General features: G+C 73.6%; 19 protein-coding genes. 8 read left to right on the top strand and 11 right to left on the bottom strand.

The window, feature by feature from the left end; translation table 11 throughout:
- Positions 1 to 3: 3 nt before the first annotated feature.
- A complete protein-coding gene (locus tag AC6CQV_RS13875; RefSeq protein WP_498259768.1) occupies positions 4 to 1,230 on the bottom strand; it encodes an MFS transporter in 1,227 nt (408 codons plus the stop codon).
- 82 nt (positions 1,231 to 1,312) lie between these two features.
- Here AC6CQV_RS13875 and AC6CQV_RS13870 point away from each other — a divergent pair, with 82 nt between their 5' ends.
- Positions 1,313 to 2,188: a LysR family transcriptional regulator gene (locus AC6CQV_RS13870; protein ID WP_101305272.1), complete on the top strand. Its 876-nt coding sequence runs from the start codon at positions 1,313 to 1,315 to the stop codon at positions 2,186 to 2,188.
- Between the two features lie 167 nt (positions 2,189 to 2,355).
- The gene (locus AC6CQV_RS13865; protein WP_498259767.1) at positions 2,356 to 5,253 is read left to right on the top strand and encodes an aminotransferase; all 2,898 of its coding nucleotides are present in this window, start codon (positions 2,356 to 2,358) and stop codon (positions 5,251 to 5,253) included.
- Between the two features lie 6 nt (positions 5,254 to 5,259).
- On the opposite strand, the gene AC6CQV_RS13860 is transcribed toward AC6CQV_RS13865, so the two are convergent.
- A complete protein-coding gene (locus AC6CQV_RS13860; protein WP_498259766.1) occupies positions 5,260 to 6,216 on the bottom strand; it encodes a ribokinase in 957 nt (318 codons plus the stop codon).
- Positions 6,217 to 6,285: 69 nt separating this feature from the next.
- Here AC6CQV_RS13860 and AC6CQV_RS13855 point away from each other — a divergent pair, with 69 nt between their 5' ends.
- The gene (locus AC6CQV_RS13855; protein WP_498259765.1) at positions 6,286 to 8,391 is read left to right on the top strand and encodes an HAD-IA family hydrolase; all 2,106 of its coding nucleotides are present in this window, start codon (positions 6,286 to 6,288) and stop codon (positions 8,389 to 8,391) included.
- 144 nt (positions 8,392 to 8,535) lie between these two features.
- Here AC6CQV_RS13855 and AC6CQV_RS13850 read toward each other — a convergent pair whose 3' ends face one another.
- A complete protein-coding gene (locus AC6CQV_RS13850) occupies positions 8,536 to 9,456 on the bottom strand; it encodes a DUF808 domain-containing protein (RefSeq protein ID WP_061782508.1) in 921 nt (306 codons plus the stop codon).
- 142 nt (positions 9,457 to 9,598) lie between these two features.
- Here AC6CQV_RS13850 and AC6CQV_RS13845 point away from each other — a divergent pair, with 142 nt between their 5' ends.
- The 3 genes from AC6CQV_RS13845 to AC6CQV_RS13835 are packed head-to-tail and all read left to right on the top strand — an operon-like array spanning position 9,599 to position 12,261.
- Positions 9,599 to 11,116: an MATE family efflux transporter gene (locus AC6CQV_RS13845; RefSeq protein WP_060960517.1), complete on the top strand. Its 1,518-nt coding sequence runs from the start codon at positions 9,599 to 9,601 to the stop codon at positions 11,114 to 11,116.
- Positions 11,113 to 11,415, top strand: a complete 303-nt coding sequence (locus AC6CQV_RS13840) for a DUF427 domain-containing protein (protein WP_060960516.1) — start codon at positions 11,113 to 11,115, stop codon at positions 11,413 to 11,415. The genes AC6CQV_RS13845 and AC6CQV_RS13840 overlap by 4 nt, the downstream gene beginning before the upstream one ends.
- 39 nt (positions 11,416 to 11,454) lie before the next feature.
- Complete coding sequence (locus tag AC6CQV_RS13835; protein ID WP_060960515.1) at positions 11,455 to 12,261, top strand: alpha/beta fold hydrolase; 807 nt, start codon at positions 11,455 to 11,457, stop codon at positions 12,259 to 12,261.
- Between the two features lie 112 nt (positions 12,262 to 12,373).
- On the opposite strand, the gene sufU is transcribed toward AC6CQV_RS13835, so the two are convergent.
- The 3 genes from sufU to AC6CQV_RS13820 are packed head-to-tail and all read right to left on the bottom strand — an operon-like array spanning position 12,374 to position 16,220.
- Positions 12,374 to 12,835 carry a Fe-S cluster assembly sulfur transfer protein SufU gene (sufU, locus tag AC6CQV_RS13830; protein WP_060960514.1) on the bottom strand — a complete coding sequence of 154 codons (462 nt, stop codon included), beginning with the start codon at positions 12,833 to 12,835 and terminating at the stop codon, positions 12,374 to 12,376.
- A 1-nt stretch (position 12,836) separates the two neighbouring features.
- Positions 12,837 to 14,108 carry a SufS family cysteine desulfurase gene (locus AC6CQV_RS13825; protein ID WP_498259764.1) on the bottom strand — a complete coding sequence of 424 codons (1,272 nt, stop codon included), beginning with the start codon at positions 14,106 to 14,108 and terminating at the stop codon, positions 12,837 to 12,839.
- 60 nt (positions 14,109 to 14,168) lie between these two features.
- The gene (locus AC6CQV_RS13820; protein ID WP_060960512.1) at positions 14,169 to 16,220 is read right to left on the bottom strand and encodes an APC family permease; all 2,052 of its coding nucleotides are present in this window, start codon (positions 16,218 to 16,220) and stop codon (positions 14,169 to 14,171) included.
- Positions 16,221 to 16,292: 72 nt separating this feature from the next.
- Here AC6CQV_RS13820 and AC6CQV_RS13815 point away from each other — a divergent pair, with 72 nt between their 5' ends.
- Entirely contained in the window at positions 16,293 to 17,408 is a 1,116-nt protein-coding gene (locus AC6CQV_RS13815) for a VanZ family protein (protein ID WP_101305278.1), read from the top strand.
- A gap of 46 nt (positions 17,409 to 17,454) precedes the next feature.
- Here the strand turns inward: AC6CQV_RS13815 and AC6CQV_RS13810 are convergent, their stop codons facing one another.
- The 4 genes from AC6CQV_RS13810 to AC6CQV_RS13795 all read right to left on the bottom strand — a co-directional run bounded on the left by AC6CQV_RS13810 (position 17,455) and on the right by AC6CQV_RS13795 (position 22,452).
- Positions 17,455 to 18,138 carry a hypothetical protein gene (locus AC6CQV_RS13810; protein ID WP_498259763.1) on the bottom strand — a complete coding sequence of 228 codons (684 nt, stop codon included), beginning with the start codon at positions 18,136 to 18,138 and terminating at the stop codon, positions 17,455 to 17,457.
- A 233-nt stretch (positions 18,139 to 18,371) separates the two neighbouring features.
- Entirely contained in the window at positions 18,372 to 19,595 is a 1,224-nt protein-coding gene (locus tag AC6CQV_RS13805; RefSeq protein ID WP_498259762.1) for an amidohydrolase, read from the bottom strand.
- Positions 19,596 to 19,763: 168 nt separating this feature from the next.
- A complete protein-coding gene (locus tag AC6CQV_RS13800; RefSeq protein ID WP_498259761.1) occupies positions 19,764 to 20,768 on the bottom strand; it encodes a LacI family DNA-binding transcriptional regulator in 1,005 nt (334 codons plus the stop codon).
- 1 nt (position 20,769) lies between these two features.
- Positions 20,770 to 22,452: a glycoside hydrolase family 13 protein gene (locus AC6CQV_RS13795; protein WP_498259760.1), complete on the bottom strand. Its 1,683-nt coding sequence runs from the start codon at positions 22,450 to 22,452 to the stop codon at positions 20,770 to 20,772.
- 650 nt (positions 22,453 to 23,102) lie between these two features.
- Between AC6CQV_RS13795 and AC6CQV_RS13790 the strand changes: the two genes are divergently transcribed.
- Complete coding sequence (locus AC6CQV_RS13790) at positions 23,103 to 23,621, top strand: adenine phosphoribosyltransferase (protein WP_498259759.1); 519 nt, start codon at positions 23,103 to 23,105, stop codon at positions 23,619 to 23,621.
- Between the two features lie 10 nt (positions 23,622 to 23,631).
- Here AC6CQV_RS13790 and AC6CQV_RS13785 read toward each other — a convergent pair whose 3' ends face one another.
- Entirely contained in the window at positions 23,632 to 24,699 is a 1,068-nt protein-coding gene (locus AC6CQV_RS13785; protein WP_498259758.1) for a LacI family DNA-binding transcriptional regulator, read from the bottom strand.
- Positions 24,700 to 24,780 lie beyond the last annotated feature (81 nt).

Here is a 24,780-nt window from a genome sequence, read left to right as displayed (position 1 = left end):
CGCTCAGCCGGCGCGGCGCAGACGCAGCCCGAGGAAGAGCACCGCGGATGCCGCGGTCAGCGCCGCGGCGAGCACGATCACCGCGGTCCAGCCGGCGCCGGCGAACAGGTGGGTCGAGGCCGTCCCCGCCACGGTGCTGCCCAGGTAGTAGGTGAGCAGGTAGGCGCTCGAGGCGCGCGACGTGCTGCGCCCGGTCGCCTGGGCGCGGGCGACGACCCAGCCGCTGAGCACCGAGTGCGTGCCCAGGAACGCCGCGGTCAGCAGCCCGAGTCCCGCGAACACCGCGACGACGTCCGGCCAGACGAGCAGGCCGATCGCGCCGAGGGTGGCGGCGGCGCCGAGCAGCGATGTCAGCGCGCGACCGCGGCGGCGCGAGATCCGGTGGAACAGCCCCGGCGCGAGGATGCCGAGGGGGTAGGCGAGGTAGACGAACACCTCCGCCGCTCCGAGCGAGAAGGGCGGCCCGTCGAGGCGGAACGGCACGGCGTTGTACAGCCCGACGAACGTCGCCATCGCGAGCGCACCGGCGGCGCACACCGCCAGGATGACGGGGTCGCGCAGGGAGGCGACCGCGCCGCCGAGCAGGTCGCCGAGGCGGAGGGGGAGGGGCGCCGCGCCGTCGCGGGGCAGTGCGATCCACACCAGGGCGCCGACGACGACGCTCACGCCACCGAGCACGATGCTCACCGTCTGCCAGCCTCCGAGGGCCGCGAGCGGCAGCGGAGCGAGCCGCCCGACGGCCCCGCCGACCGCGGTGCCGGAGATGTACAGCGCGTTCGCGCGCCCGTGCGCGTCCTCGCGCACGGCGTCGCGGAGGTAGGCGAGTGCGACGGCGGGCAGGACGGCCAGGGCGAGGCCGCCGGCGGCGCGCAGGGCGAGGAAGAGCTCCCACGTGGGCGCGACGGCGCAGGCGACCGACAGGACTCCGGCGAGCACGAGCGAGCCGCTCATCGCGGTGACGCGCCCGATGCGGTCGGAAAGCGGGCCCGACAGCAGCAGTCCCAGCAGCATGGCCGCGGTCGTGGCGGAGATCGCGAGCCCGGACGCTCCGGCATCCACCCGGAACGACGCCGCGATCGCGGGCAGCAGCGGCTGCGGGAAGTAGATGATCGCGAAGTTCGCGAGGCCGCCGGCGGCCAGCAGGCCGACGACCCGGCGGTAGGAGGGCGTGCCGGCGGCCAGGCGCGCGATCGAGCCGGTGGGGGTGCGGTCGAGCACGCTGGCGGCCATGCGCTCCATCGTGATCCGCCGGTGTCGTGTCCGGAAATGATCTGACGCGCCCGTGTGATGCGTCTGGCGCATAATGAGGCGCATGGACGAGCAGGCACTGCGGATCTTCCTCTCCCTCGCCGAGACGCAGAACACCCGCGACACCGCGGCCGAGCTGCGCGTGAACCAGTCGAACGTCTCGCGCGCCCTCGCCCGCCTGGAGGCGCAGGTGGGGATGCCGCTGTTCGCGCGGCACGGCAAGCGACTCGAGCTGAACGCCGGCGGCCTCGCCTTCCGCGCCGACGCGGCCGGTGTGCTCGACGCCTTCGATGCGGCCCGCCGCCACGCCGAGCTCATCGCGGAGGAGGGGCGGCTGCTGCGCGTCGGGTTCCTGCATTCGGTCGCGCGGTGGATGGTGCCCGACGTCGTGCAGCGCTTCCGCGCGCTCCGGCCCGACGTACGCGTCTCGCTGCGGCAGGGCTTCGCCCGCGATCTCTACGGCTGGCTCGCGCTCGATGCGATCGACGTCGCGCTGAGCACCGCGCCGATCGCGCCGTCCGCGGCGTCCGACGACATCGGCTGGCTCGCCCTCGCCGAGGAGCCGTTGTGCATCGCCGTCCCGGCGGGGCACCCGCTCGCGGCGGCCGACGGGGTCGAGGTCGGCGACCTCGCCGGTCGCGACTTCATCGGCTTCTCGCGCATCGCCGAGCTGCGCGCGGTGGTCACCGGCATCCTCGACGAGGCGGGCGTCGCCGTGAACGTGACCTTCGAGAGCAGCGAGATCGACACGATGCGCAGCCTGGTCGCCGGCGGTCTGGGCGTCTCGATCCTCCCGCGCACCCCGGGTCGCGACGATCCGGGGGTCGTCTACCTGCCCCTCCGGCCGCGGCGCGTGCGGGCGCTGGGCATCGCGTGGAGCCCGACGGCGCAGGGCGCCCCCTACGCGACCGAGCTGGTGGCGGCGCTCGCGGCTCCGTAGCCACCCGGCCCGATCCGCGAGCCCCGCGCGGCGGACCGACTGACCGACGACGGGCGACGATCCGGACACACGGACGCGGCGGCATCCGCCAGAATCGTGGTGCCCGGCCGTCGCGCGATGGCCGGGCATCCGTTTCGACCCGCCCTCACCCGAAGGACGTGCTCCCGATGACCGAGAACTGGTTGCTGGCCCGACCCGACGTCGACCTCGACGAGGTGCGGGCGCTCGCTCGTCGCGAGTACGGCGTCGACGGCGAGCTGACCGAGCTGGGCAGTCAGCAGGATCGCAACTTCCTGGTGCGCGGCGCCGACGGCGCGGGTCTGCTCGTCAAGATCTTCCACCCCACCGTCGACGCGGCCGCGGTCGCGCTGCACATCGCCGCATCGGACCGCCTGCGCGCCCAGGGGCTCCTCACGCCCGAGGTGCTCACGACGGCAGACGCCGCCCGCACGACGCAGATCGTCTGCGCCGACGGGCAGGTCGCTCGCGTGGCCGGGTTCCAGATCGTCGACGGCCGGCCGCTGTCCGACGTCACCGACGCCGATGGGGCCCAGGCCGAGGAGCTCGGCGCGCTGGTCGCGGAGGTCACCACCGCGTTCGCGGGGCTGGATGCCGACGACACCGACCGCAATCTGCAATGGGAGCTGGGCAACGCGCTCGCCGTCGTCGAACAGCTCATCGACGACCTGCCGGAGGATCGGCGCGCGCAGTGCCTCACCGCGGCCCGGCGTGCGGCGGCCGAGCTGGACCGTGTCGCGGCGGACCTCCCGCGTCAGGTGATCCACGGCGACCTGACGGCCGACAACGTCATGCGCGACCGTCGGGGACGGCACTGGGTGATCGACCTCGGCGACGTCGCGACGTCGTGGCGGGCCGCCGAGCTCGCGATGCTGCTCGCCGACCTCATGGGCCGCACCGACGACCTCGCGATCGTCGGCCGGGCCGTCGCCGGCTTCGATGCGCACGCGCACCTCGCCGACGCCGAGCTCGAGGCACTCTGGCCCCTCGTCGTGCTGCGCGGCGCCGTGCTCGCCGTCAGCGGGTGGAGCCAGCTGCGCATCGACCCGGGCAACGACTACGCGCGTGAGCGGGTCGAGCACGAGTGGCAGGTGTTCGCGCGGACGGCGCGCGTGCCGTCGTCCGAGGTGACGGCGCAGCTGCGTCTCGCGGCCGGGCGGCCGCACCGCCGAGGCGTCGCCTACCGACCCATGCTGGCGCGGGGGGATGCCGCGGCCACCGTGGATCTCGGCATCCGGAGTCCGCTTCTCGACCGGGGGCGCTGGACCGTGCCCGGCATCGAGCAGGAGCTCGTGAGGGAGGCGTTGAACGATGCGCCGATCGCCGTGCTCCGCTACGGCGAGAGCCGGCTGAGCCGCGTGTCGACGGACACCACGCGGCCCGCGGCGACGCGGGCGCGCTGCGTCGAGCTGTGGACGCGCCCGGGCGCCGCGGTCGCCGCGCCCTTCCGCGGCTTCACGCAGGTCGACGTGGGCGCCGGGGCGGTGGAGCTCCACGACGCGGGCGTCGTCCTGCGGATCGAGGGGGTCGACCTCGCCGCCGAGGTCGCGGCGGGCGAGGCGGTGGATGCCGGGGCCGTGCTCGGCCGTGTCGCCGAGGCCGAGCCGGGCCTCGGGCGCCTGCGCATCACCCGGCGCCTGCGAGACGCCGCACCGGCCGCCCCGTTCGTCGACGCCGACGGGGAGGACCAGACGCCGGGAGCCGCGGATCCGTCGCCGGTCCTCGGCGTGCCGCGGGTGGCCGACCCGGTGGCTGCGACCCGCCGCGCCCGACGGGTGCGGGAGGAGGCGATCGGCGCCGCCGCGGAACGGTTCTACGCCGAGCCGCCGCAGATCGAGCGCGGCTGGGGCGCGCTGCTCGTCGACACGCAGGGCCGCGCGTACGTCGACCTCGTCAACAACGTCTCGGCCATCGGTCACGCCCACCCCGAGTTCGCCGACCGTGTCGCCCGCCAGCTGAACCTGCTCAACACCAACTCGCGCTTCCTCTACGACGCGTTCGCGGAGTTCGCCGCGCGGCTCGTCGCCCATGCCCCCGACCCGTCGCTCGACACGGTGATCCCCGTCAACAGCGGCTCGGAGGCCGTCGATCTGGCCCTCACCCTCGCCCGCGTCGCGACCGGTCGGCGCGATGTCATCGCGGTGCGCGAGAGCTATCACGGGTGGACGAGCGCCGCCGACGCCGTCAGCACGTCGGCGTTCGACAATCCGCACGCCGCCGACTCGCGACCCGCCTGGGTGCACCTCGTCGACGCCCCGAACGCCTACCGGGGCCGCCACCGTGGGCCGGATGCCGGGGCCGCCTACGCGCGCGAGGTCGCCGATCTCGCGCGCTCCCTGGCCGCGGAGGGCCGCCCCGCGGGTGCGTTCATCTGCGAGCCGGTGCTCGGCAACGCCGGCGGCGTCGTCCCGCCGCGCGGGTATCTCACCGCCGTCGCCGACGCCGTGCGGGCCCACGGCGGCCTGGTCGTCGCCGACGAGGTGCAGGTCGGCTACGGGCGCCTCGGCGACGCGTTCTGGGGGAGCACGTTGCAGGGGCTCGTCCCCGACATCGTCGCGGTGGCCAAGGCCGCCGGCAACGCCTACCCGCTGGGAGCCGTCCTCACCCGCCGCGAGATCGTCGACGCGCTCGCGCGGGAGGGGACCTTCTTCTCGTCGGCCGGCGGCACCCCCGTCAGCGCCGTCGCGGGATCGGCGATCCTCGACATCATCGACGCGGAGGGGCTGCAGGACAACGCGCGCCGGGTCGGCCGCGTGATCGCCGACGGGGCCCGCGCGCTGGCGGAGCGGCATCCGCTCATCGGCGCGGTGCACGGCACGGGCCTGTACCTCGGCATCGAGCTGGTCCGCGACCGCGACACCCTCGAGCCGGCCCGCGCGGAGGCCGCGCGCGTGTGCGACCTGCTGCGCGAGCACGGTTTCATCGTGCAGCCGGCGTCGGAGCGGCAGAACGTGCTGAAGGTCAAGCCGCCGCTCGTGCTGACCGAGCCCGACGCGCGTCGCTTCCTCGCCGCCCTCGACACCGTCTTGAGCACGCTCGGCGACTGAGCGCGCTCAGCCCCGCAGGACCGCGACGATCTCGTCGCGGGTGGGCATGCCCGCCGCGGCGCCGGGGCGGGTCACGGCGAGGGATGCCGCGGCGCTCGCCGCCGCGAGGGCGTCCGTCAGCTCGGCGCCGTCGGCGAGCCAGGCGACCAGCACTCCCGCGAACGTGTCGCCGGCGCCGGTGGTGTCGACGGCGTGCACGGCGCGGGCGGCGACGGGCGCGAGGAGGGTGCCGCCCCGGGCGACGATCGCCCCGGCCGCACCCCGCGTGACGACGGCGATGCCGCTGCCGTCGCCGCCCGCGGCGCGGGCGCTGAGCCCGCGGGCCGCCGCCTCGGGGTCGTCGCCCACCGCCCCCTCGGGGTCCAGCGCCCGCAGCAGCACGGCGGCCTCGCCGTCGTTCGGGACGACGATGTCGGCGAGCGGAACGAGCTCGGCGGCCGCGGGCACGGCGGGCGCCGGGGTGAGCACCGTCCGCACACCGGCGGTGCGCGCGAGCTCCAGAGCCGCGCGCACGAGCGTCAGCGGGCGCTCCAGCTGCACGAGGAGGAACGCCGCTCCCGCGATGGCGCGCCGGTCGGCGTCGGTGAGGGCGTCGTCGGCGTTCGCCCCCGGGACCACCACGATCGCGTTCTCGCCGTCGTCGGTCACGCTGATGGCGGCGACCCCGGTGGACCCGGCGGCCGCGGGCGCGGTCGCGGTGCGGATGCCGTCGGCATCCACGCCCGCCGCGCGCAACGCCTCGACGAGCCGGTGGCCGAACGCGTCGTCGCCGACGCACCCGAGGAACGCGACGGTGTCCGCGGACCCGGCTGCCCGCGCCGCGGCGATCGCCTGGTTGAGCCCCTTGCCGCCGGGCCCCGTGGCGAACGACGTGCCCGCGAGCGTCTCGCCCGGCCGCGCGAGACGCGGCTGTCGCACGACGAGGTCCATGTTGGCGCTGCCGAGGACGACGATCCGGCTCATCCTCAGACTCTACGGGGAGCGCCCCGCGCGGCGGCCGGCCCGTCCGGGGCGGCTCGTAGAGTGGGGGAGATGACTTCCTCGCCGCAGTCCCGTCGCCCCCTCTCGTCCCGGCCGCTTCCGCGTCGTACCCCTGTCGAGCTCGGCATCCCCGAGGCCGCGGTGCTGGCGCTCGCGGAGAGGCTCGCGGCCGAGGGCCTCGACCCGCACGCGCTTCTCGTCGCCCGCCACGGAGAGGTCGCGTTCGAGACCGCGTGGGCTCCGTACCGGTTGGAGCGGCCGGCTCTCGTGTACTCGGCATCCAAGACCTACACGTCCCTCGCGATCGGCTTCCTCGCCGACGAGGGCCGGCTGCGACTGGACGACTCGGCCGGCATCGCCGTGGGCGAGGACAACCCGCACGGCATCACGGTGCGCCATCTGCTCACGATGAACACCGGGCACTCCGCGGAGCAGATCGACCGGATCGGCGCGGACCCGCTCGTGCTGCTCCGGGAGGCTCCGGCGTTCGCGCCCGGCACGCACTTCGCGTACAACTCCCCGGCCACGCACACGCTCTCCGCGATCGTCACGGCCCTCACCGGCGAGCCGCTCACGACCTACCTGCGCCCGCGGCTGCTCGACCCGCTCGGCATCGGGGAGCGCTGGATGTCGCCGTACGGAGGCATCGAGCACGGCGCCTCCGGCTTCCACCTCACGGTGGACGACCTCGCGCGGACCGCGATCATGCTGGGTGCGGGCGGCGTCTTCGACGGCGTGCAGGTCGCACCCGCCTGGTATGTCGAGGAGCTGTCGCGCCCCTGGTCGGAGACGGCCGCGTTCGACGGTCCGGTGGCCGCCGACGGCGAGGTCAACGACTGGGCGGTCGGCTACGGCTACCAGGTGTGGCGCGGCCGTCACGGGTTCCGGCTGGACGGCGCCGCCGGGCAGTTCGGTCTCGTCCTTCCCGAGCACGACCTCGTCATCGCCTACCAGGGCGCCACGCTCGACACCCAGGCGACGCTGCGCGCGTTCTGGGCGTTCGTCGCGGCCGTCGAGGTCGCGGATGCGGCGGGCGGGGCGGATGCCGCGACCCCCGCTGCCGGGGCGGGCGCAGGCGCGCCTGCGGGGACCGCTCCGGCCGTGACCGCCGGTGCCGTGCCGCGCGATGCGTGGTCCGCGCGTGACCGGCTCGCGGTCAGCGCCGAGCCGTTCGCCTCCGCGGGGCTCGTCCTCGACGACACGGCGGACGGGTGGAGCCTGGTGCTGCCCGACGTCGGCACGCTTCCCGTCGCCCCCTTCTGGCAGGAGGTCGCGGTCGAGGGCCCGGCCCCCGACGGCGCCCCCGGCGCCACCCACCTGCGCCTGGCCACCCGCGGGGAGCGCGGCGACGACGGCAGCGTCCTCGTGCACGTCGTCGACACGACCTCCCCCCACCGCGCCATCATCCGCCGTGCCGCCTCCGGCGCCGTCGACGCCGGCTGGCACGTGCCGCCCCTCGGGGGAGGTTGGGAGGTGCTGCGCGTCCCGGCATCCGTCCCCCGCATCGACACCTCGGCATCGGCCGTGCTGCTCGACATGGACGGTACCCTCGTCGACTCGCACGCCGTCGTCGAACGGCTGTGGACGCAGTGGTCGCTCGATCACGGCGTCGACCCGGCGCGGACCCTGTCGATCATCCACGGCCGCCAGGGGCAGGACTCGATGGCGATCCTGCTGCCGGATCGCCCGCACGAGGTCAACCTCGCCGAGAACGCCGAGCTGCTCGCCCTCGAGACCGCCCAGACCGACGGGGTCGTCGCGATCCCCGGCGCGGCCGCCCTGCTGGCCGCGCTCGCCGCGGCCGACCTGCCCTACGCCCTCGTCACCTCGGCGACCACGGAGCTCGCGACCGCGCGCATGCGGGCGGCCGGGCTGCCGCTGCCGCCCGTCGTCATCGCCGCCGCCGACGTGAGCCGCAGCAAGCCCGACCCGGAGGGATTCCTCGCCGGCGCGGCCGCGCTCGGGGTGGATGCCGCGCGCTGCATCGTGGTCGAGGACTCCGCCAACGGCATCGCCGCCGGACTCGCCGCCGGCATGCGCGTGATCGGCGTCGGTCCGCACGCCGCCGAGGCGGCGCCCACGTGGACGGTCGCGGACGCCCGCGGCATCCACGTCACCCGCCCCGACGGCGCGGACCCTCTCATCACCCTCGACTGACGCCGCGCCCCCCGCCCCCGCCGGGCCCCCTCCCCCTCACGCGAGAAACCACACCCGCCCCGAGAAACCACGGCGCCGACGGTTTCTCGGGATGGATGTGGTTTCTCGGCCGCGGGGCGCCCCGCTCGGCCGCGGGCGGCGCCGTCAGTCGGTCTCGCCGTGCGGGGCGCGGTGGCCCTCACTGAAGCTGAGGTTCTTGCCGAAGGCCTTGCCGATGATCAGCGCGATGCCGACGATCACGAGACCCACGGCCAGGCCCGCGACGGCCGACACGAAGGTGTCGCCGACCCAGACCACCACGGGCCCGAGGGGTTCGAGCGCGTGCTCGACCGCGTGCAGCAGCTCGACCGGCGCGTGCCAGCCGACCTCGCCGAGGTTCGCGAGCACGAGGTGGCCGCCGACCCAGAGCATCGCGACGGTGCCGACGATCGAGATGACGCGGAAGACGCCCGGCATCGACCGCACCACCCGCATGCCGGTGTGGCGCACGCGCGCCGACGAGCTCTTGGCCATCTTCAGGCCGATGTCGTCGATCTTGACCAGCAGTGCGACGGCCCCGTAGACCAGCGCGGTCATGGCGAGCGCGATGACGGCGAGCACGGCGAGGCGCAGCCAGAAGTCGAGCTCCGGGTCGACGTTCGACAGGCCGATGAGCATGATCTCGGTCGACAGGATGAGGTCGGTGCGGATCGCACCTCTGACCAGGCGCTTCTCGTCGCGCCCGCCCTCGTCGTCGTGACCGCCGTGGTGGAAGCCGAACCACTCGAGCACCTTCTCGGCGCCCTCGAAGCAGAGGTACGCACCCCCGACGATGAGCAGCCACGGCAGCACCCACGGGGCGAAGGCGGTGAGCACCATCGCGATCGGGATGATGATGAGGAACTTGTTCGCGAGCGATCCCAGGGCGATCCGCCCCACCACCGGCAGCTCGCGCGCGGGCGACAGCCCCTGCACGTACTGCGGAGTCACGGCGGCGTCGTCGATCACGACCCCCGCCGACTTCGCCGACGCCTTGAGCGCCGCGCTGAGGATGTCATCGACGACGGCGAGCAGACCCACGGACATGCCAGCAACAGTACCGGCCGCGCACGACCCGGCTCGCGGATGCCGGGGCTTGCGTCCTCCGAATCGATTCGATAGCCTGAGAGCCGGCGCTCCCCTCCGGAGCGCCTTTCGCCGTTTCCGCCCCCGTCTCGAACCCGGTCGTATGTCACGTTCTCTCACCACCGGTAGCCCCTGGCGCGTCATCCTCGCCTTCGCGGTTCCCCTGCTCATCGGCAACGTCGTGCAGCAGCTCTACCAGTTCGCCGATGCCATCGTCGTCGGCCGTCACCTCGGCGTCGACGCCCTCGCCGCCGTCGGCGCGACGGGAAGCCTGCTGTTCCTGCTGCTCGGCTTCGCATGGGGCCTCACGAGCGGGTTCGCCATTCCGACGGCGCAGGCATTCGGCGCGCGCGACCTCGGCGCGGTGCGACGCTCGGTGGCGGCGGGGACCGTCCTCACCGCCCTCACGACGCTCGTGCTGACCGTGGCGGCGCCCTTGCTCGCCGGCCCCGCGCTGCACCTGCTGCAGACCCCGCCCGAGCTGATGGAGCAGGCGACCGTGTTCGCCCAGATCAGCTTCCTCGGGGCCGGCGCCATCATGGGCTTCAACTATCTGTCGGCGATCATCCGGGCCATCGGCGACTCGCGCACCCCGCTCGTGTTCCTCACGATCGCGTGCGCCCTCAACGTCGCCCTCGTGATCGTCATGGTCGGCCCGCTGGAGCTCGGCGTCGGAGGCGCCGCGCTGGCGACCGTCGTCTCCCAGGCGCTGTCGGTGCTGCTGTGCCTCGAGTACGTGCGGCGCCGGCTGCCGGTGCTGCACATGCGTCGCCTCGACTGGCGGGTGACGCGCGCCGATCTCACCGAGCACCTCCGCCTCGGCCTGCCGATGGGCTTCCAGGCCTCGATCATCGCGATCGGCACCCTCACGGTGCAGGTGGCGCTCAACACCCTCGGCGCCGATGCCGTCGCCGCCTACACGACAGCGTCGCGCGTGGACGGCCTGGCCGTCGCGCTCCTGCAGTCGCTCGGGCTCGCGGCATCCATGTACGCCGCACAGAATCTCGGTGCGCGCCGTCCCGACCGCATCCGCCGCGGCGTCGTGCAGGCCGTGTGGATGGCGCTGATCGCCGCCGTCGTCCTCGGGGCGCTGCTGATCGCCTTCGGTGCGCCGCTCGTGCGTCTGTTCGTCGGCGACGGCAGCGACACCGTCGTGCAGCTCGCCGCGCTGATGCTGCTCATCAACGGCGCCAGCTACACCGCGCTGGGCGTGCTGTTCATCCTGCGCGGCACGCTGCAGGGCCTCGGCAGCACGATCATCCCGACCGTCACGGGCCTCGTCGAGCTCGTCATGCGCGTCGGCGCCGCCGTCGTGCTCGGCCACCTCTTCGGCTTCGTCGGCGTGGTGTGGAGCAATCCGCTCGCCTGGATCGGCGCCGCGGTCATCCTGATCCCCGCCTACGTCCGCGCCCACCGCGCCCTCGAGCGGATGCCGGTCGATCCCGACGAGCCGACCCTCACGACCCCGATCGCCGTCATCGGTCCCACCGACGGGTCGATGGTGGTGGATGCCGTGGTCACCCAGCCCATCCCGCTGCCGCAGCAGCCGGCCGCCGACCTCGTTGCGGCCCGGCCCCGGCGGTGGAAGGGTGGGACCCGAGCGAAGCGGAGGACGCGATGAAGGCAGTTCTGGGCGATGCGACGGTGGCCGAGGCCGACCGCGACGATCTCATCTCGATCGAGGGCAACTGGTACTTCCCGCCGTCGAGCGTGAACTGGGATCTCCTGGAGGAGAGTCCCACTCCCTACACGTGCCCCTGGAAGGGCGAGTGCCAGTACTACTCGGTGCGCGGCGCCGACGGCCTGCTCGCCGACCGCGCCTGGGCGTATCCGCACCCGTACGAGAGCGGCATCGCCCGGGTCGGCAAGGACTTCTCGGGCTACGTCGCGTTCTGGAAGGAGGTGCGCGTCGAGGACTGACGCGCACCGCAGCGTCGCGGCGACCGCAGAGGCGGCAGGATGGATACCGTGACAGCTCCCCTTCAGAACCTCACGCAGATGCCCGACCCGCAGTACCTCATGGTCGGCGACGGCTACCGCATCGCGACGTACTCGTGGGGTGACGAGGACGCGCCGACCGTCGTGGTCGTGCACGGGTTCGCCTCGAGCACGAAGGACAACTGGGTCGCGACCGGGTGGGTGCGCGACCTGACCGCCGCCGGCTACCGGGTGCTCGCGCTCGACCAGCGCGGTCACGGCGCGAGTGACAAGCCGCATGAGCCGAGCGCCTACGACATCCGCCAGCTCGCCGGCGACGTCGAGACGATGCTCGACACCTACCTCGTCGACGAGGCGTCCTACGTCGGCTACTCGCTGGGGGCGCGGGTGGGGTGGGAGGTCGTGCAGGACATCGCCCCGCGCATCCCGCGGGCCGTCCTCGGCGGGGTCCCCGACGGCATCCCGCTCGCGCGCCTCGACCTCGCTCAGGTGCGCGCCCTCATCGCCGACGGCACCCCGGTGACCGATCGCGTCACGCAGAACTACATCGCGCTCACCGAGCGGGTGCCGGGCAACGACCTGCGCGCGCTGCTGGCGATCGCGGAGGGCATGCGGTCCTCCAAGACCGTCGACCCCGACCCCGCGCACGCGCCGCAGCAGCCGGTGATGTTCGCCACCGGATCGCTCGACGGCATCATCGAGGGCTCGAAGGCGCTCGCCGCGGCGTGCCCGCAGGGCCGCTTCGTCGAGATCCCCGACCGCCACCACTTCAACGCCCCCGGCTCGCGCGTCTTCCGCGCCGCCGCCCTGGATTTCCTGGCCGAGTAACCCCGCCGCCCTCCGCCGCCGAGCCGCCACGCCGTGTGCGAGCCGCCATGCCGCGGGCGGGCCGGCGCGTAGCGGCTCGGCCGCGGCGTAGCGGCTCGGCAAGAAGAGAGGGTCAGGCCTTGGCGATCGCGTCCTCGAGGGCGACCCAGGCGAGCATCGCGCACTTGACGCGCGCGGAGAACTTCGACACCCCCGACAGGGCGGCGGCGTCGCCGTAGACCTCCTCGTCGAGCTCGATCGTGCCGCGCGAGCGCAGCGCCTCGCGGAACCCCTCGACGAGCTGAAGCGCCTCGGCGCGGGTCAGGCCCTCCTCCGCGACGAGGTCGGCCAGCATCGAGGCCGACGCCTGCGAGATGGAGCAGCCGCGACCTTCCCACTGCACGTCGGCGATCGTCTCGCCGTCCACGCGGGCGCGGAGGGTGATCTCATCGCCGCAGACGGGGTTCTTCTGGTACGAGGTGCCGATCGTGCCGGCGACGGCGGGCGCATCGCCCTCATCGGCCAGGCCGAAGTGCTGCGGGTGCTTGGAGTGATCGAGGATCAGCTCGCGGTAGAGGGCGTCGAGATCGCTCATGTCAGACTCCGAAGTAGGGGCGGATGCCGCCGACGGCCTCGATCAGGCGGTCGACGTCGTCGGTCGTGTTGTACAGCGCCGTGCTCGCGCGCACGCTCGCGGTGACGCCGTAACGGCTGTGCAGGGGCGCGGCGCAGTGATGGCCGACCCGGACGGCGATGCCGAGCGCGTCGAGATACTGCCCGGCGTCGTGCGCGTGCACGCCGTCGACGTCGAACGCCCATAACCCCACGCGCTCCACCCCCGCGGCGTCGCCGAGCAGGCGGATGCCGGGGATCTCCACGAGCCCCGCGCGCATGCGCTCCGCGAGCATGCTCTCGTGGGCATGTATCCGTTCCAGGCCGATTCCGTCGAGGTAGCGCACGGCCGCGGCCAGCCCGATCGCCGGCCCGACGGGCTGCGTGCCCGCCTCGAAGCGCTGCGGCGGCGGCAGATACTCGGCCCGGTCGAGCGTGACCGTCGTGATCATCGACCCGCCCGTCAGGAACGGCGGCAGCGCCTCGAGCACCGGCGTTCGTCCGTACAGACCGCCGACGCCGTAGGGCCCCAGCATCTTGTGGCCGCTGAAGACCGCGAGGTCCACGCCGAGCGCCGGCAGGTCGAGGGGAAGGTGCGGGGCCGACTGGCAGGCATCCATCACCGTGATCGCGTCCACCGCGCGGGCGAGGGCGATCAGCTCGGCCACGGGGTTCACGATGCCGAGCACGTTCGACACGTGCGTGAACGCGACGACGCGGGTGCGCTCGCCGATGAGGGATGCCGCGGCTTCCAGATCGAGGGTGCCGTCGTCGTGGGCCGGGATGTGGCGGAGCACGGCGCCGGTGCGGGCGGCGAGCTCCTGCCAGGGGATGAGGTTCGCGTGGTGCTCGACGGCGGTCGTGACGATCTCGTCGCCGGGGCGGATCAGTCCCGCATTCCCGATCGAGTATGCGACGAGGTTGAGGCCCATGGTCGCCCCGCTCGTCCACACGAGCTGCTCCGGCTGCGCGCCGACGAAGCCCGCCACGGTCGCCCGGGCGTCCTCGAAGAGCTCGGTCGCCTCGGCGGCCAGCGTGTGGGCACCGCGGTGCACGGCGGCGTTCGCGTGGGTGAGGAAGTCGCGCTCCGCGTCGAGCACGGCCAGCGGCTTCTGGCTGGTGGCGGCGGAGTCGAGGTAGGCGAGGGGATGCCCGTTCACCTGCTCGCCGAGGATCGGGAAGTCCCTCTTGATCGCGGAGGCGTCGAGGGCCGCCACGGGTGCGGCGGAAACGGGGGACGCGGTCGCGGAAGTCACCCCTCTAGGCTACGCCCCGGCACAGCGCACGGCTCCGGAGCGCGGCCGGGCCTCGGCCGCTCAGTGGTCGTCGTCCGTGTGGGCGACGAGTCCGTACGAGGTGATGCGCCCGGCGCGGTCGTCGCCCGGCAGCGGCCGCGAACGGCGCCCGTAGATGAGCTCCGACGAGTCCAGCAGCCAGGGCACGAGGGTGATCTGCACGCCGTGCACGAGCATGAGCTGCTGCGCGATGCGGCGCGCCCGCCGGTTGTGGAGGAAGGTCTCCCACCAATGGCCGACGATGTACTGCGGCAGGTAGACGGTGATCACCGACGGGCCGTGCTTCTTGCGGTACTGCTCGATGAACTGCGCGAGCGGCGCCGCGTACTGCCGGTAGGGCGACTCGATCACCAGGAGCGGGATCGGCATCCGGTGGAACTGCCACTCGTCCTGCACGTCGCGCGCCTCCTCGGCGGTGACGGCGACATGCACCGCGAGCGTCTTCTCGTGCTTGGCCGACAGTGCGTAGTCGACGGCCTTCGCCGTGGGCTTCTGCAGTTTGCCCACGAGCACGATCGCGACGTCACCGGTCGAGCCGTAGTGCACGTCGTCGTCCATCGCGATCTCGTGCTCGACGTCGCGGTAGTACCGGTGCACGCCGATCATCAGGAAGGACAGCAGCGGGATCGCGATGAAGACGAGGTAGGCGCCGTGCGTGAACTTGGTGATCGTGACGATCACCAGCACGACGATCGTGAACGTCGCGCCCAGCGAGTTGATCAGCAGGCCCGACACGGCCTCGCGGCGGGGCTTGACCGCCTTGGGCGAAAGGAGACGCAGCTCCCGGCGCCAGTGCTTCACCATGCCGAGCTGGCCCAGCGAGAACGACACGAACACGCCGATGATGTACAGCTGGATCAGCGTCGTCAGCTTCGCCTGGAAGATCACGAGCACGAGCACGGCGGCCAGTCCGAGCACGATCATCCCGTTGGAGTAGACCAGCCGGTCGCCGCGCGTGTTGAGCGCCTTGGGGGCGTAGCCGTCACGGGCGAGCACCGAGCCGAGCAGCGGGAAGCCGTTGAACGCCGTGTTCGCCGCGAGCAGCAGCACGGCCGCCGTGGCCGCCTGCACGACGTAGAACAGGATGCTGCCGCCGCCGAAGGTGGCCGCGGCCACCTGCGCCATGAGGCTGGGCTGCACGAGCGCCTGGCAGTTGAAGCCGATGAGACGGCAGGGGTCCTCGGAGTAGTGGACCCCGGCGACGAGCGCGAGGATCGTGAGACCCGCGAACATGGTGATCGCGATCGAGCCCATCAGCACCAGCGTCGTCTGCGCGTTGCGGATCTTCGGCTGGCGGAAGGCGGGTACGCCGTTGGACACCGCCTCGACGCCGGTGAGGGCGGAGCAGCCGCTGGAGAACGCGCGCAGCACCAGGAGGATGAGGGCGGCCTGACTCAGATCCTCCGCCTGCACCGCGAACTGGGCGCTCTCGGCGATGGGCGCATCCCCCAGCATCCACCGCACGAGGCCGGTGCCGATCATGAGCATGACCGACCCGATGAACAGGTAGGTGGGGATCGCGAACGCCGTCGAGGCCTCGCGGACGCCGCGGAGGTTGACGAGGATGATCAGGATCACGAAGCCGACGGCCAGCTCCACCCGCCACGGATCGAGGTTCGGCAGGGCCGAGATGATGTTGTCGACGCCCGAGGCCACCGACACGGCGACCGTGAGGATGTAGTCCACCAGCAGCGCGGCCGCCACCACGACGCCCGCCTTCTCGCCCAGGTTGGTGCGGGCGACCTCGTAGTCGCCGCCGCCGGAGGGGTAGGCCTTGATGAGCTGCCGGTAGCTGAGGACGACGACGATCAGCAGCGCCACGACGGCCGTCGCCACCCACGGGCTGAGCGCGAGGAAGGCCGTCCCGCCGATGAGGAGGATCATCAGCAGCTCCTGCGGGGCGTACGCCACCGAGGACAGGGCGTCGGAGGCGAAGATGGGCAGCGCCATCTTCTTGGGGAGCAGCTGTCCCTCGAGCTCTTCGCTCGTCAGCGGCTCGCCGATCAGGATGCGCTTGGCGATCGGCGTCTCTTCGCCGGGGCCGCGACTGTCGTCTGTCACGGCGGGCGACATTACGCGGTCGCGCGACGCCGCGCAATCCCGGCGTGCGTGAGAATCCGCGCGCGCGGCTGAGAGGATCGGAGCATGGGGAATGAGGTCTACTCCGGTGCGGTCGCGATCGGCATCGGATTCGTCGTCGGGATCGTGCTGTTCGTGCCCTTCGTGGCGCTCAGCTACCGCCGTCGCGGGCGTCTCACCGTCGGCCGCTTCGCGCTGTGGGCGGCCGCCCTCGTCTACTTCTGGGCCATCTGGACGTATACGCTCCTTCCCCTTCCCGACGCCGAGGTGTACGCCTGCGCCGGGGTCAACCTCGATGTCTGGGCGTTCGTCGACGACCTGCGCGGTGCGCGGAGCCTCACCGACTTCGCCGTCCTCCAGCTCGCGCTGAACGTGCTGCTGTTCGCGCCGCTCGGCTTCTTCCTCCGGGTGCTCGGCGGCCGCGGCATCCTCGTGGCCTTCGTCACGGGCGCCCTCGTGTCGTTGACGATCGAGACCACGCAGCTGACCGGCGTGTGGGGGCTGTACCCGTGCGCGTACCGCGTGTTCGACGTCGACGACCTGCTGACCAACACGGTCGGCGCCGTCGTCGGCTCGCTGGTCGGCTTCCTCGTGCCCCGACGCCTGTGGGGCAGCCGGGTGGCGGATGCCGGGTCGCGTCCGCATCCGGTCACGCGCGGGCGGCGACTGCTCGCGATGTTCTGCGACCTGCTGGGAAGCGGCCTCGTCGCCTATGGGTCGGCGATCGCGGTCCAGGTGTTCCTGGAGTACGTCGTGCGCGATCACGCCGCCGTGCTCGACGGCGCCGCGGGCCGCTTCGTCATGACGGCGTCGCCGATCGCGGTCTGGGCCGTCGTGGTGCTCGCGACGGGTCGCACACCCGGTGATCTCGCCGTCGAGCTGCGCTACCGGGGCGGGCCGTTGCCGGCCCCGGTGTCACGGCCGCTGCGCTTCCTGACCGGGATCGGCGGGTACCTCCTGCTCGGGCTGCTGCCCGCGCCCTGGTCGATCGCCCAGTTCGTGTTCGTCGTGGCATCCGTGGTGCTCGTGTTCACCACGCGCGGCGGGCGCGGCCTGCCGGGGCTGCTGACCGGCCAGCAGCTCGTCGACGCACGCGAGAGCGGTCGGGCCGGAGAGACGGTCGCGGCGACCGCGCCGGAGGGCTCCTCCGCGGAGGCGGGGCACGGCGCTCCGCAGTCGTGAACGCGCGACGGGACGACCGGACCGGCGGCCGCCCCGTCGGCGGCGGCTACTGCGGCGCGTAGAAGTACAGGATCGTCCCGACGGGGCCGTCCGCGCCGTCGGTGTCGGCGAAGACGCTGTACGACGGCACGCCGTTCTTGAACGAGGACCGCTGCGGGTCGAACCCGAAACGGATGCTGCCGGACGCGCGCGCCGTCTCGCTCGCCGGCGGCGGCGTCAGCGCCCGCACCTGGTCCGCGGTCATGCCGATCTTCAGGCCGAACTCCGCCGTGATCGCGACCCCGTTGACCTCGTTCGCGGTGAACAGCGCGTAGGCGGGCTGCGAGAAGCTCTCGCGCGTGAGCGCCGCGGTCGGCACCATCTCGAACAGCGAGAAGCCGCTCCACGAGTACACCGTGTAGTCCGGCAGGGTCGAGCCGTCGCCGGCCTGCGTCCGCTGGGTGGGGGCGGCTCCGAAGGCCGTCGTCAGCGCGGCGATCGCGGCCGTGGGATCGTCCGCCCACCGGTAGGTGAGCGGGGCCCCGGAGCTCGTCTGCAGCGTGAAGCCGGTGGCCGACAGCGTGAGCCCCAGGGCGGTCGCGTCGGTCGGGCTGGGTGTCGGCGTCGGGGTGGATGCCGGGACCGACGCCGCCGCGGACGAATCGGCGGGCGCGGGACCCGCGGGCTCCGCCGATTCGGACGGGCGGGTGAGGGCGAAGCCGAGCACCGCCACCACGGCGACGGCCAGCACGCCCGCGACGATGCCGAGGACGAGCGTGCCGCGCGATCGGCCGTCACTCGGATCGCGCGGTTCGCGCGGCGGTTTCGGCTCGCGCGGCGGGCGCGGTTCGCGAGGCGGTTTCGGCTCGCGCGGCGGGCGGGGCTCGCGCGGGGGTTTCGGCTCGCGCGGGGGTTTCGGTTCGCGCCCCGCCGGTGACGGTCGTTCCGGCTCGTCCGGCTGAGGGCCGAAGAGGTCTTCGAGGCTCATCCGAGGAACTCCCGGGCGGCGACGACGAGCGCGTCCACCCCGCGCTCGATGGTGGGGTGCAGCAGCGGCGCGAAGAACGGCGAGTGGTTGGTGGGGATGTCTTCGTTGACGGTGCCGCGGGCCACGGCATCCGCGAACTGCTGGGGGTCGAGCCCGCCCCAGAACCAGTACACGAGCGGCACGTCCGCTTCGCGGGCGAACCACGAGACGTCCTCGCTGCCGGTGAACATGCCGGGGTCAACGACCGTGCCCTCGCCGAAGGCGCGGTCCCAGGCGGCGGTCAGGCGCGCGGTGGCCTCGTGGTCGTTGATCGTCGGCGGGAGCGAGTGGTCGGTCGTGATGACCGGCTCCTGCTCCGCTCCGGATGCCGCGGCCTCCGCCCGCACGATGCGCTCCACCCGTGCCAGCACGTCGGCGCGCGCCTCATCGTCGGGGTAGCGCAGGCTCAGCTCGAGCTTCGCCTCGGCAGGGATGATGTTGTTCTTCAGGCCGGCGTGGATCGAGCCGACGGTGACGACGGCCATCTCCCGCGGATCGATCTCGCGCGACACGATGGTCTGCAGGCGCATGACGGTCGCCGCCGCCATCACGACCGGGTCGATCGTGGCGTGGGGGCGCGATCCGTGCCCGCCGCGTCCGAGGAGGCGCACCGTCAGGCCGTCGGAGGCGGCCATCTGCGTTCCCGGGCGCACGCCGATGGTGCCCGCGGGCAGCGGCGTGAGGTGTTGGCCGAGCACGATGTCGGGCTTCGGGAAGCGGTCGAGCACGCCGTCGGCGATCATCGCCTGCGCCCCGGCGCCGTACTCCTCCGCGGGCTGGAACACAGCGACGACGGTTCCCGACCACTCGTCGCGCGTCGCGGCGAGCCGCTCCAGCGCGCCCAGCAGTGCGGTCACGTGCATGTCGTGTCCGCACGCGTGCATGACCGGCACCTCGGTGCCCGCCGGGTCGATGCCGCGGGCCGTGCTCGCGTACGCGAGTCCGGTCTGCTCGGCGACGGGCAGGCCGTCCATGTCGGCGCGCAGCCACACGACCGGTCCCTCGCCCGCGCCGGTGCCGGTGATGCTCGTCGCGACGCCGGTCGTGCCCAGGCCCTCGACGTAGTCGAGCCCGAGCGCCGTCAGCTCGCGCGTGATGACGCCCGCGGTGCGGGTCTCCTGGAAGGACAGTTCCGGGTGGCGGTGCAGGTCGATGTAGAGGGCTTCGAGGTCGATGCTCATGCCATCGAGAGTACGCGGCGTCGCGCTACGGCATGCCCATGCCGTATTCAGTCTGGGCGGACGCGGCATCCGGCACGGCGCGCGTCGTTCCGCGGCACGGGCGCCGAGCGGCCGCGGCGGAGACGGAATACGGAACAGGGAGCACGGCGCGCCCGCCGGCCGGGCCGGTCAGCGCGGCGGCGCGGTGGAACCCCGGGCGACGAGCTCGAAGGGCAGGGATGCCGAGGGTATCGGCACCCCGTCGACGCCGAGGGCCGCGAGAACCGCCTGACCGGCCCGCTCGCCCTGGGCATGCGGGAACTGCGCGATCGTGGTCAGGTCGAACAGGCTCCCCAGCTCGTGCCCGTCGACGCCGATGACCGAGAGCCGGCCGGGCACCTCGATGCCCAGCTCGCGGGCCGCGGAGAGGACGCCGTACGCCATCTCGTCGGACGCGGCGAAGATCGCCGTGGGCGCGTCGGGGCCCGCGAGAAGATCGCGCGCGACGCGCCGCGCGCCGTCGACGGTGAAGTCGGCCGCGACGAAACGGGGCGCCGTGACCCCGGCATCCGTCATCGCCTGCGCGAACCCGCGACGCCGCCGGGTGGGGATGTCGAGCGTCTCGCCCGCATCGTCGGGCAGGCTCCAGCCGAGGTGCACGATGTCGCGGTGCCCGAGCGCGAGCAGGTGCGCCGTCGCGAGCCGGCCCACCGCCGTGTCGTCGACCCGCAGCCCGTTCAGCTCGGCGTGCGGCACGCCGAGCCCCACGACCGGCACGGGCAGATCGTCGAGCTGACGCAGCTCGTCGGCGCTCAGCTCCACCGACAGCACGATCAGGCCGTCGACGCGCCGCCGCCGCAGCGACGTCTCGAACAGGTTGCGCCGCTGGGCGGGGTCGTCGGTGAGGTTGTAGAGCGTCATGTCGTAGCCGCGGGGCGCGAGCTGCGCGGCGATGCCGTCGAGCACCGTCGCGAAGAACCAGCGATCCAGCAACGGCACGATCACGCCGATGTTCTCGGCGCGCCCCGAGGCGAGCGTGGATGCCGCGGCCGACACGACATACCCGAGATCGGCGGCCGCGGCCCGCACGCGTGCGCGGGTCGCCTCGGACAGCCGGCCCCGGCCGCTGAGGGCGCGCGACACCGTCGCCGTGGAGACGCCGGCGGCGCGCGCGACCTCCTCGATGCCGGTCATGTCAGTCCGCGAGCATCCACACCGCGACATCGGCGGGAAGCTCCGCGCCGTCGAACGGCTCGCTGGCGACCAGCACCGTGCCCGACGGCAGGGCGACCGGGGAGGTGCCGGCGTTGGCGATGACGGTGACCGCGCCCGAGCGGAACGCGATCACGTCGTCGCCGTAGCCGTCCAGCCACTCGAGGCTCGCCCCGCCGAGGCCCTCCGCGCGTCGCGTCGCGAGCAGCGTGCGGTACAGCCACAGCGTCGAATCGGGGTCGCCCTCCTGGACATCGCGGGCGAGCGTGGCCCACTCGGCGGGCTGCGGCAGCCACGACTGTACGTCGGGGCTGAAGCCGTAGGCCGGGGCATCCGCCGTCCACGGGATCGGCACGCGGCATCCGTCGCGGCCGTAGCGCTCGCCGTCGGTGCGGAACCACGTCGGGTCCTGCCGCGACTCCGGCGGCAGCGCGATGACCTCGGGAAGACCCAGCTCCTCGCCCTGGTAGAGGTACGCGGAGCCCGGAAGCGCCAGCATGACCGCCGTCGCCGCGCGGGCACGGCGCAGCCCCACCTCGGGGATCGGCTGACCGGGGGAGTCGGGACCGATGCCGTGGCCCTGCGGGTTCTCGGCGGTCAGCGCGAGCCGCGACGCGTGGCGCACGACGTCGTGGTTGGAGAGCACCCAGGTCGCCGGGGCGCCGACCGCGGGGAACGCGCGCAGCGACTCGGAGATGACCTCGCGGATGGCCGCGGCATCCCACTCGGTCATCAGGTAGGGGAAGTTGAACGCCTGGTGCATCTCGTCGGAGCGCACCCACTCCGCCGTGCGGTCGACGGTCGGCAGCCATGCCTCGGCGCAGAGGGCGCGGTCGCCGTCGTAGGCTGCGAGCACGCGATGCCAGTCGCGGTAGATCTCGTGCACGCCGTCCTGCCCCCAGTAGGGCACGTCCTCGTCGGAGCCGCCCATGCTGTCGGCATCCACGGCGGGCAGGTGGTCGGGCAGGCCGTCGGACTTGACCAGACCGTGCGCCACGTCGACGCGGAAGCCGTCGACGCCGCGGTCGAGCCAGAACCGCAGGATGCCGCGGAACTCCTCCTGCACCTCGGGGTTGGACCAGTCGAAGTCGGGCTGGCTCGTGTCGAACAGGTGCAGGTACCACTGGCCCGGCGTGCCGTCGGCCTCGGTGACGCGGGTCCAGGCCGGGCCGCCGAAGACCGACTCCCAGTTGTTCGGGGGCAGCTCCCCGTTCTCGCCCTTGCCGTCGCGGAAGAGATAGCGGGCGCGCGCGGCACTGCCGGGGGCCGCGGCGAGCGCCTCCTGGAACCAGACGTGCCGGTCGGAGCTGTGGTTGGGCACGAGGTCGACGATCACGCGGATGCCGCGGTCGTGCGCGGCGGCCAGCATGGCGTCGAAGTCGGCGAGCGTGCCGAACAGCGGGTCGACGTCGCAGTAGTCGGCGACGTCGTAGCCGGCATCCTTCTGCGGCGAACGGTAGAAGGGGCTCAGCCACACGGCGTCCACGCCGAGCGCGCGCAGGTCGTCGAGGTGCGCGGTCACGCCGGGAAGGTCGCCGATGCCGTCGCCGGACGCGTCGGCGAACGACCGCGGGTAGATCTGGTAGATCACCGCGGTGCGCCACCATTCGGCGCCCGGGCGGCTCTCGCCGATGTCGGGAAGGGAGGAGGTCAGCTGCGACGTCATGCGCACCAGGATAGCGCAAGCGCTTGCGCACGGGGTCACGGGTCCACGCGTCGTGGGACACGGGTCGCGGGTCGGCCAACTGCCGGGTCGATTGCCCGGCGGCCGCGCCACCCCACCGTGACGAGCGTCGGAGATCCGCCGCCGGTCGCCGTCGGCACGGCGCCACCCGGCCCGGGCCCGACCGGAACTCCGACGTTCGTCACGCGCCCCGCCGCGGCCCCCGACTAACCCGGCGCCCCGCCGCGCCCCCGACAAACCCGGGCCGCGCCGCCCGGCCCCGTGACGAGCGTCGGAGATCCGCCGCCGGCCGCCGCCCACACGGCGCCACCCGGCCCGGGCCCGACCGAAACTCCGACGTTCGTCACGCGCCGCGCCGCGGCCCCCGACTAACCCCGCGCCCGCCGCGCCCGGCGCGCCCCGCCGCGCCCCCGACAAACCCGGGCCGCGCCGCCCGGCCCCGTGACGAGCGTCGGAGATACGCCGCCGGCCGCCGCCGACACGGCGCCACCCGGCCCGGGGTCGACCGGAACTCCGACGTTCGTCACGCGCCCCGCCCCGCGGCCCCCGACAAACCCCCGCCGCGCCCCCCGAGAAACCCGGGCCGCGGCTACGCGCGCGGGGCCGCGCGTACCGGCGGCTAGCCTTGACCGGTGACTTCCGAGGCTCTCGCCCACGCCGAATCGCTCATCGCCGGCATCCCCGACTTCCCCGAACCCGGGGTGCTGTTCCGCGACATCTCGCCTCTGCTGGCCGACGCCGTCGCCTTGCGCACGGTGGTGGATGCCGTCGTGGAGCCGTTCGCGGGGCGCTTCGACGTCGTCGCGGGCATCGAGGCCCGCGGTTTCATGCTCGCGGGAACCGTCGCGATCGCGGCCGGCGTCGGTATGGCGCCGATCCGGAAGGCGGGCAAGCTGCCGCGTCCCGCGGCGTCGGTCGCCTACGCGCTCGAGTACGGCACGGCCGAGATCGAGATGAGCGCCGACCTCGCCCCGGGAACGCGCGTGCTGCTCGTCGATGACATCCTCGCGACCGGCGGCACCCTCCGCGCGGGGCAGCAGCTCCTGGACGAGCTGGGGCTGCAGCTGGCGGGAACCGCCGTGCTCATGGAGCTGGTCGAGCTCGGCGGCCGCGAGGTGTGCGGCCCGGTCCACTCGGTGTTCCGGGTCTGAGGTCCCCCGGTCAGCCGCGCTCGGCGACCGACTCGCGCGTGCGCAGCGGCAGCGGGATCAGGTGCACGGCCGCGCCGGGGCCCGCGGCCTCGTCCCCGTCGTCGCGGGCGCGCTCGATCAGGTCGATGAGCTCGTCGGTCGCCCGCCGGCCGAGCGCCCGCTGCGGGAACGCGAACGTCGTGAGCCCGGGTCGCAGCCAGCGCGCGAACGGGGTGTCGTCGAACGACAGCACCGACACGTCGTCGGGCACCCGTACCCCGGCCTCCTGCAGCGCCTGGTACGCGCCCATCGCGAGCCGGTCGTTGAAGCACAGCAGGGCGTCGGCGGGCTCGCCCCGTTCGACGAGCGCCGTGGTCAGGCGGAAGCCCTCGGGCGGCAGCCACTGGCCGGCCGGCTGAGCGGACGCCACGCGCAGCCCCTGCTCGGCCAGCACGTCCAGCACGCCGCGCAGGCGCTGCGCCGCGGCGAGGGCGAACGGGTGCGCGTGCGCCGGGTCGTCCCCGACGCCGATGAGGTGGATGCGGCGGTGGCCCGTGTCGACCAGCAGCCGCGCCGCCTCGCGGCCGGCGCGGTACTCGTCGGGCAGCACCTGCACGAGATCGGTCTCGCCGTCGGGTTCGATGTTGAGCAGCACCGTCGGCATCCGCGTCGCGGCGGTGGGGATCGTGCGGGCGTGGGTGAGCATGGTGGCGAGCACGATGCCGTCGACCTGGCGGTCGAACATCGCGTCGAGCAGGTCGCGTTCGAGCTGGCCGTCGCCGCCCGTCTCGCCGACGAAGACCATGTAGCCCCGGGCGCGGGCGGCCTCGATGGCGCCGCGGATCATCTCGCCCGCCAGCTGCGACGACGCGACCGAGTCCGAGACGAAGCCGAGCGTGCGCGTGGAGCCGGTGCGCAGGCCGGCCGACAGCGCGTTCGGCCGGTACCCGAGCCGGCGGGCCGCCTCGCGCACGCGCTCCTGCGCCGTGGCGGAGATGCGCAGCTCGTCGGCGCGGCCCGCCAGCACGAGCGAGGCCGTGGATGCCGCGACCCCCGCCTCCTGTGCGACCTGCGACAGGGTCACCCGTTTCCTGACCACGCGGTCCTCCCTGATTCCGTCGTCGGCGTCCCCGGTTCGATGAGGGGGTTGCGCGCGTCGATCTCCGCTAGTACGTTTTAG

It is taken from the genome of Microbacterium sp. EG9 (assembly GCF_059759475.1).
The sequence above is the reverse complement of the archived record's forward strand: the minus strand, read 5'-3'. Positions and strand labels throughout refer to the sequence as shown.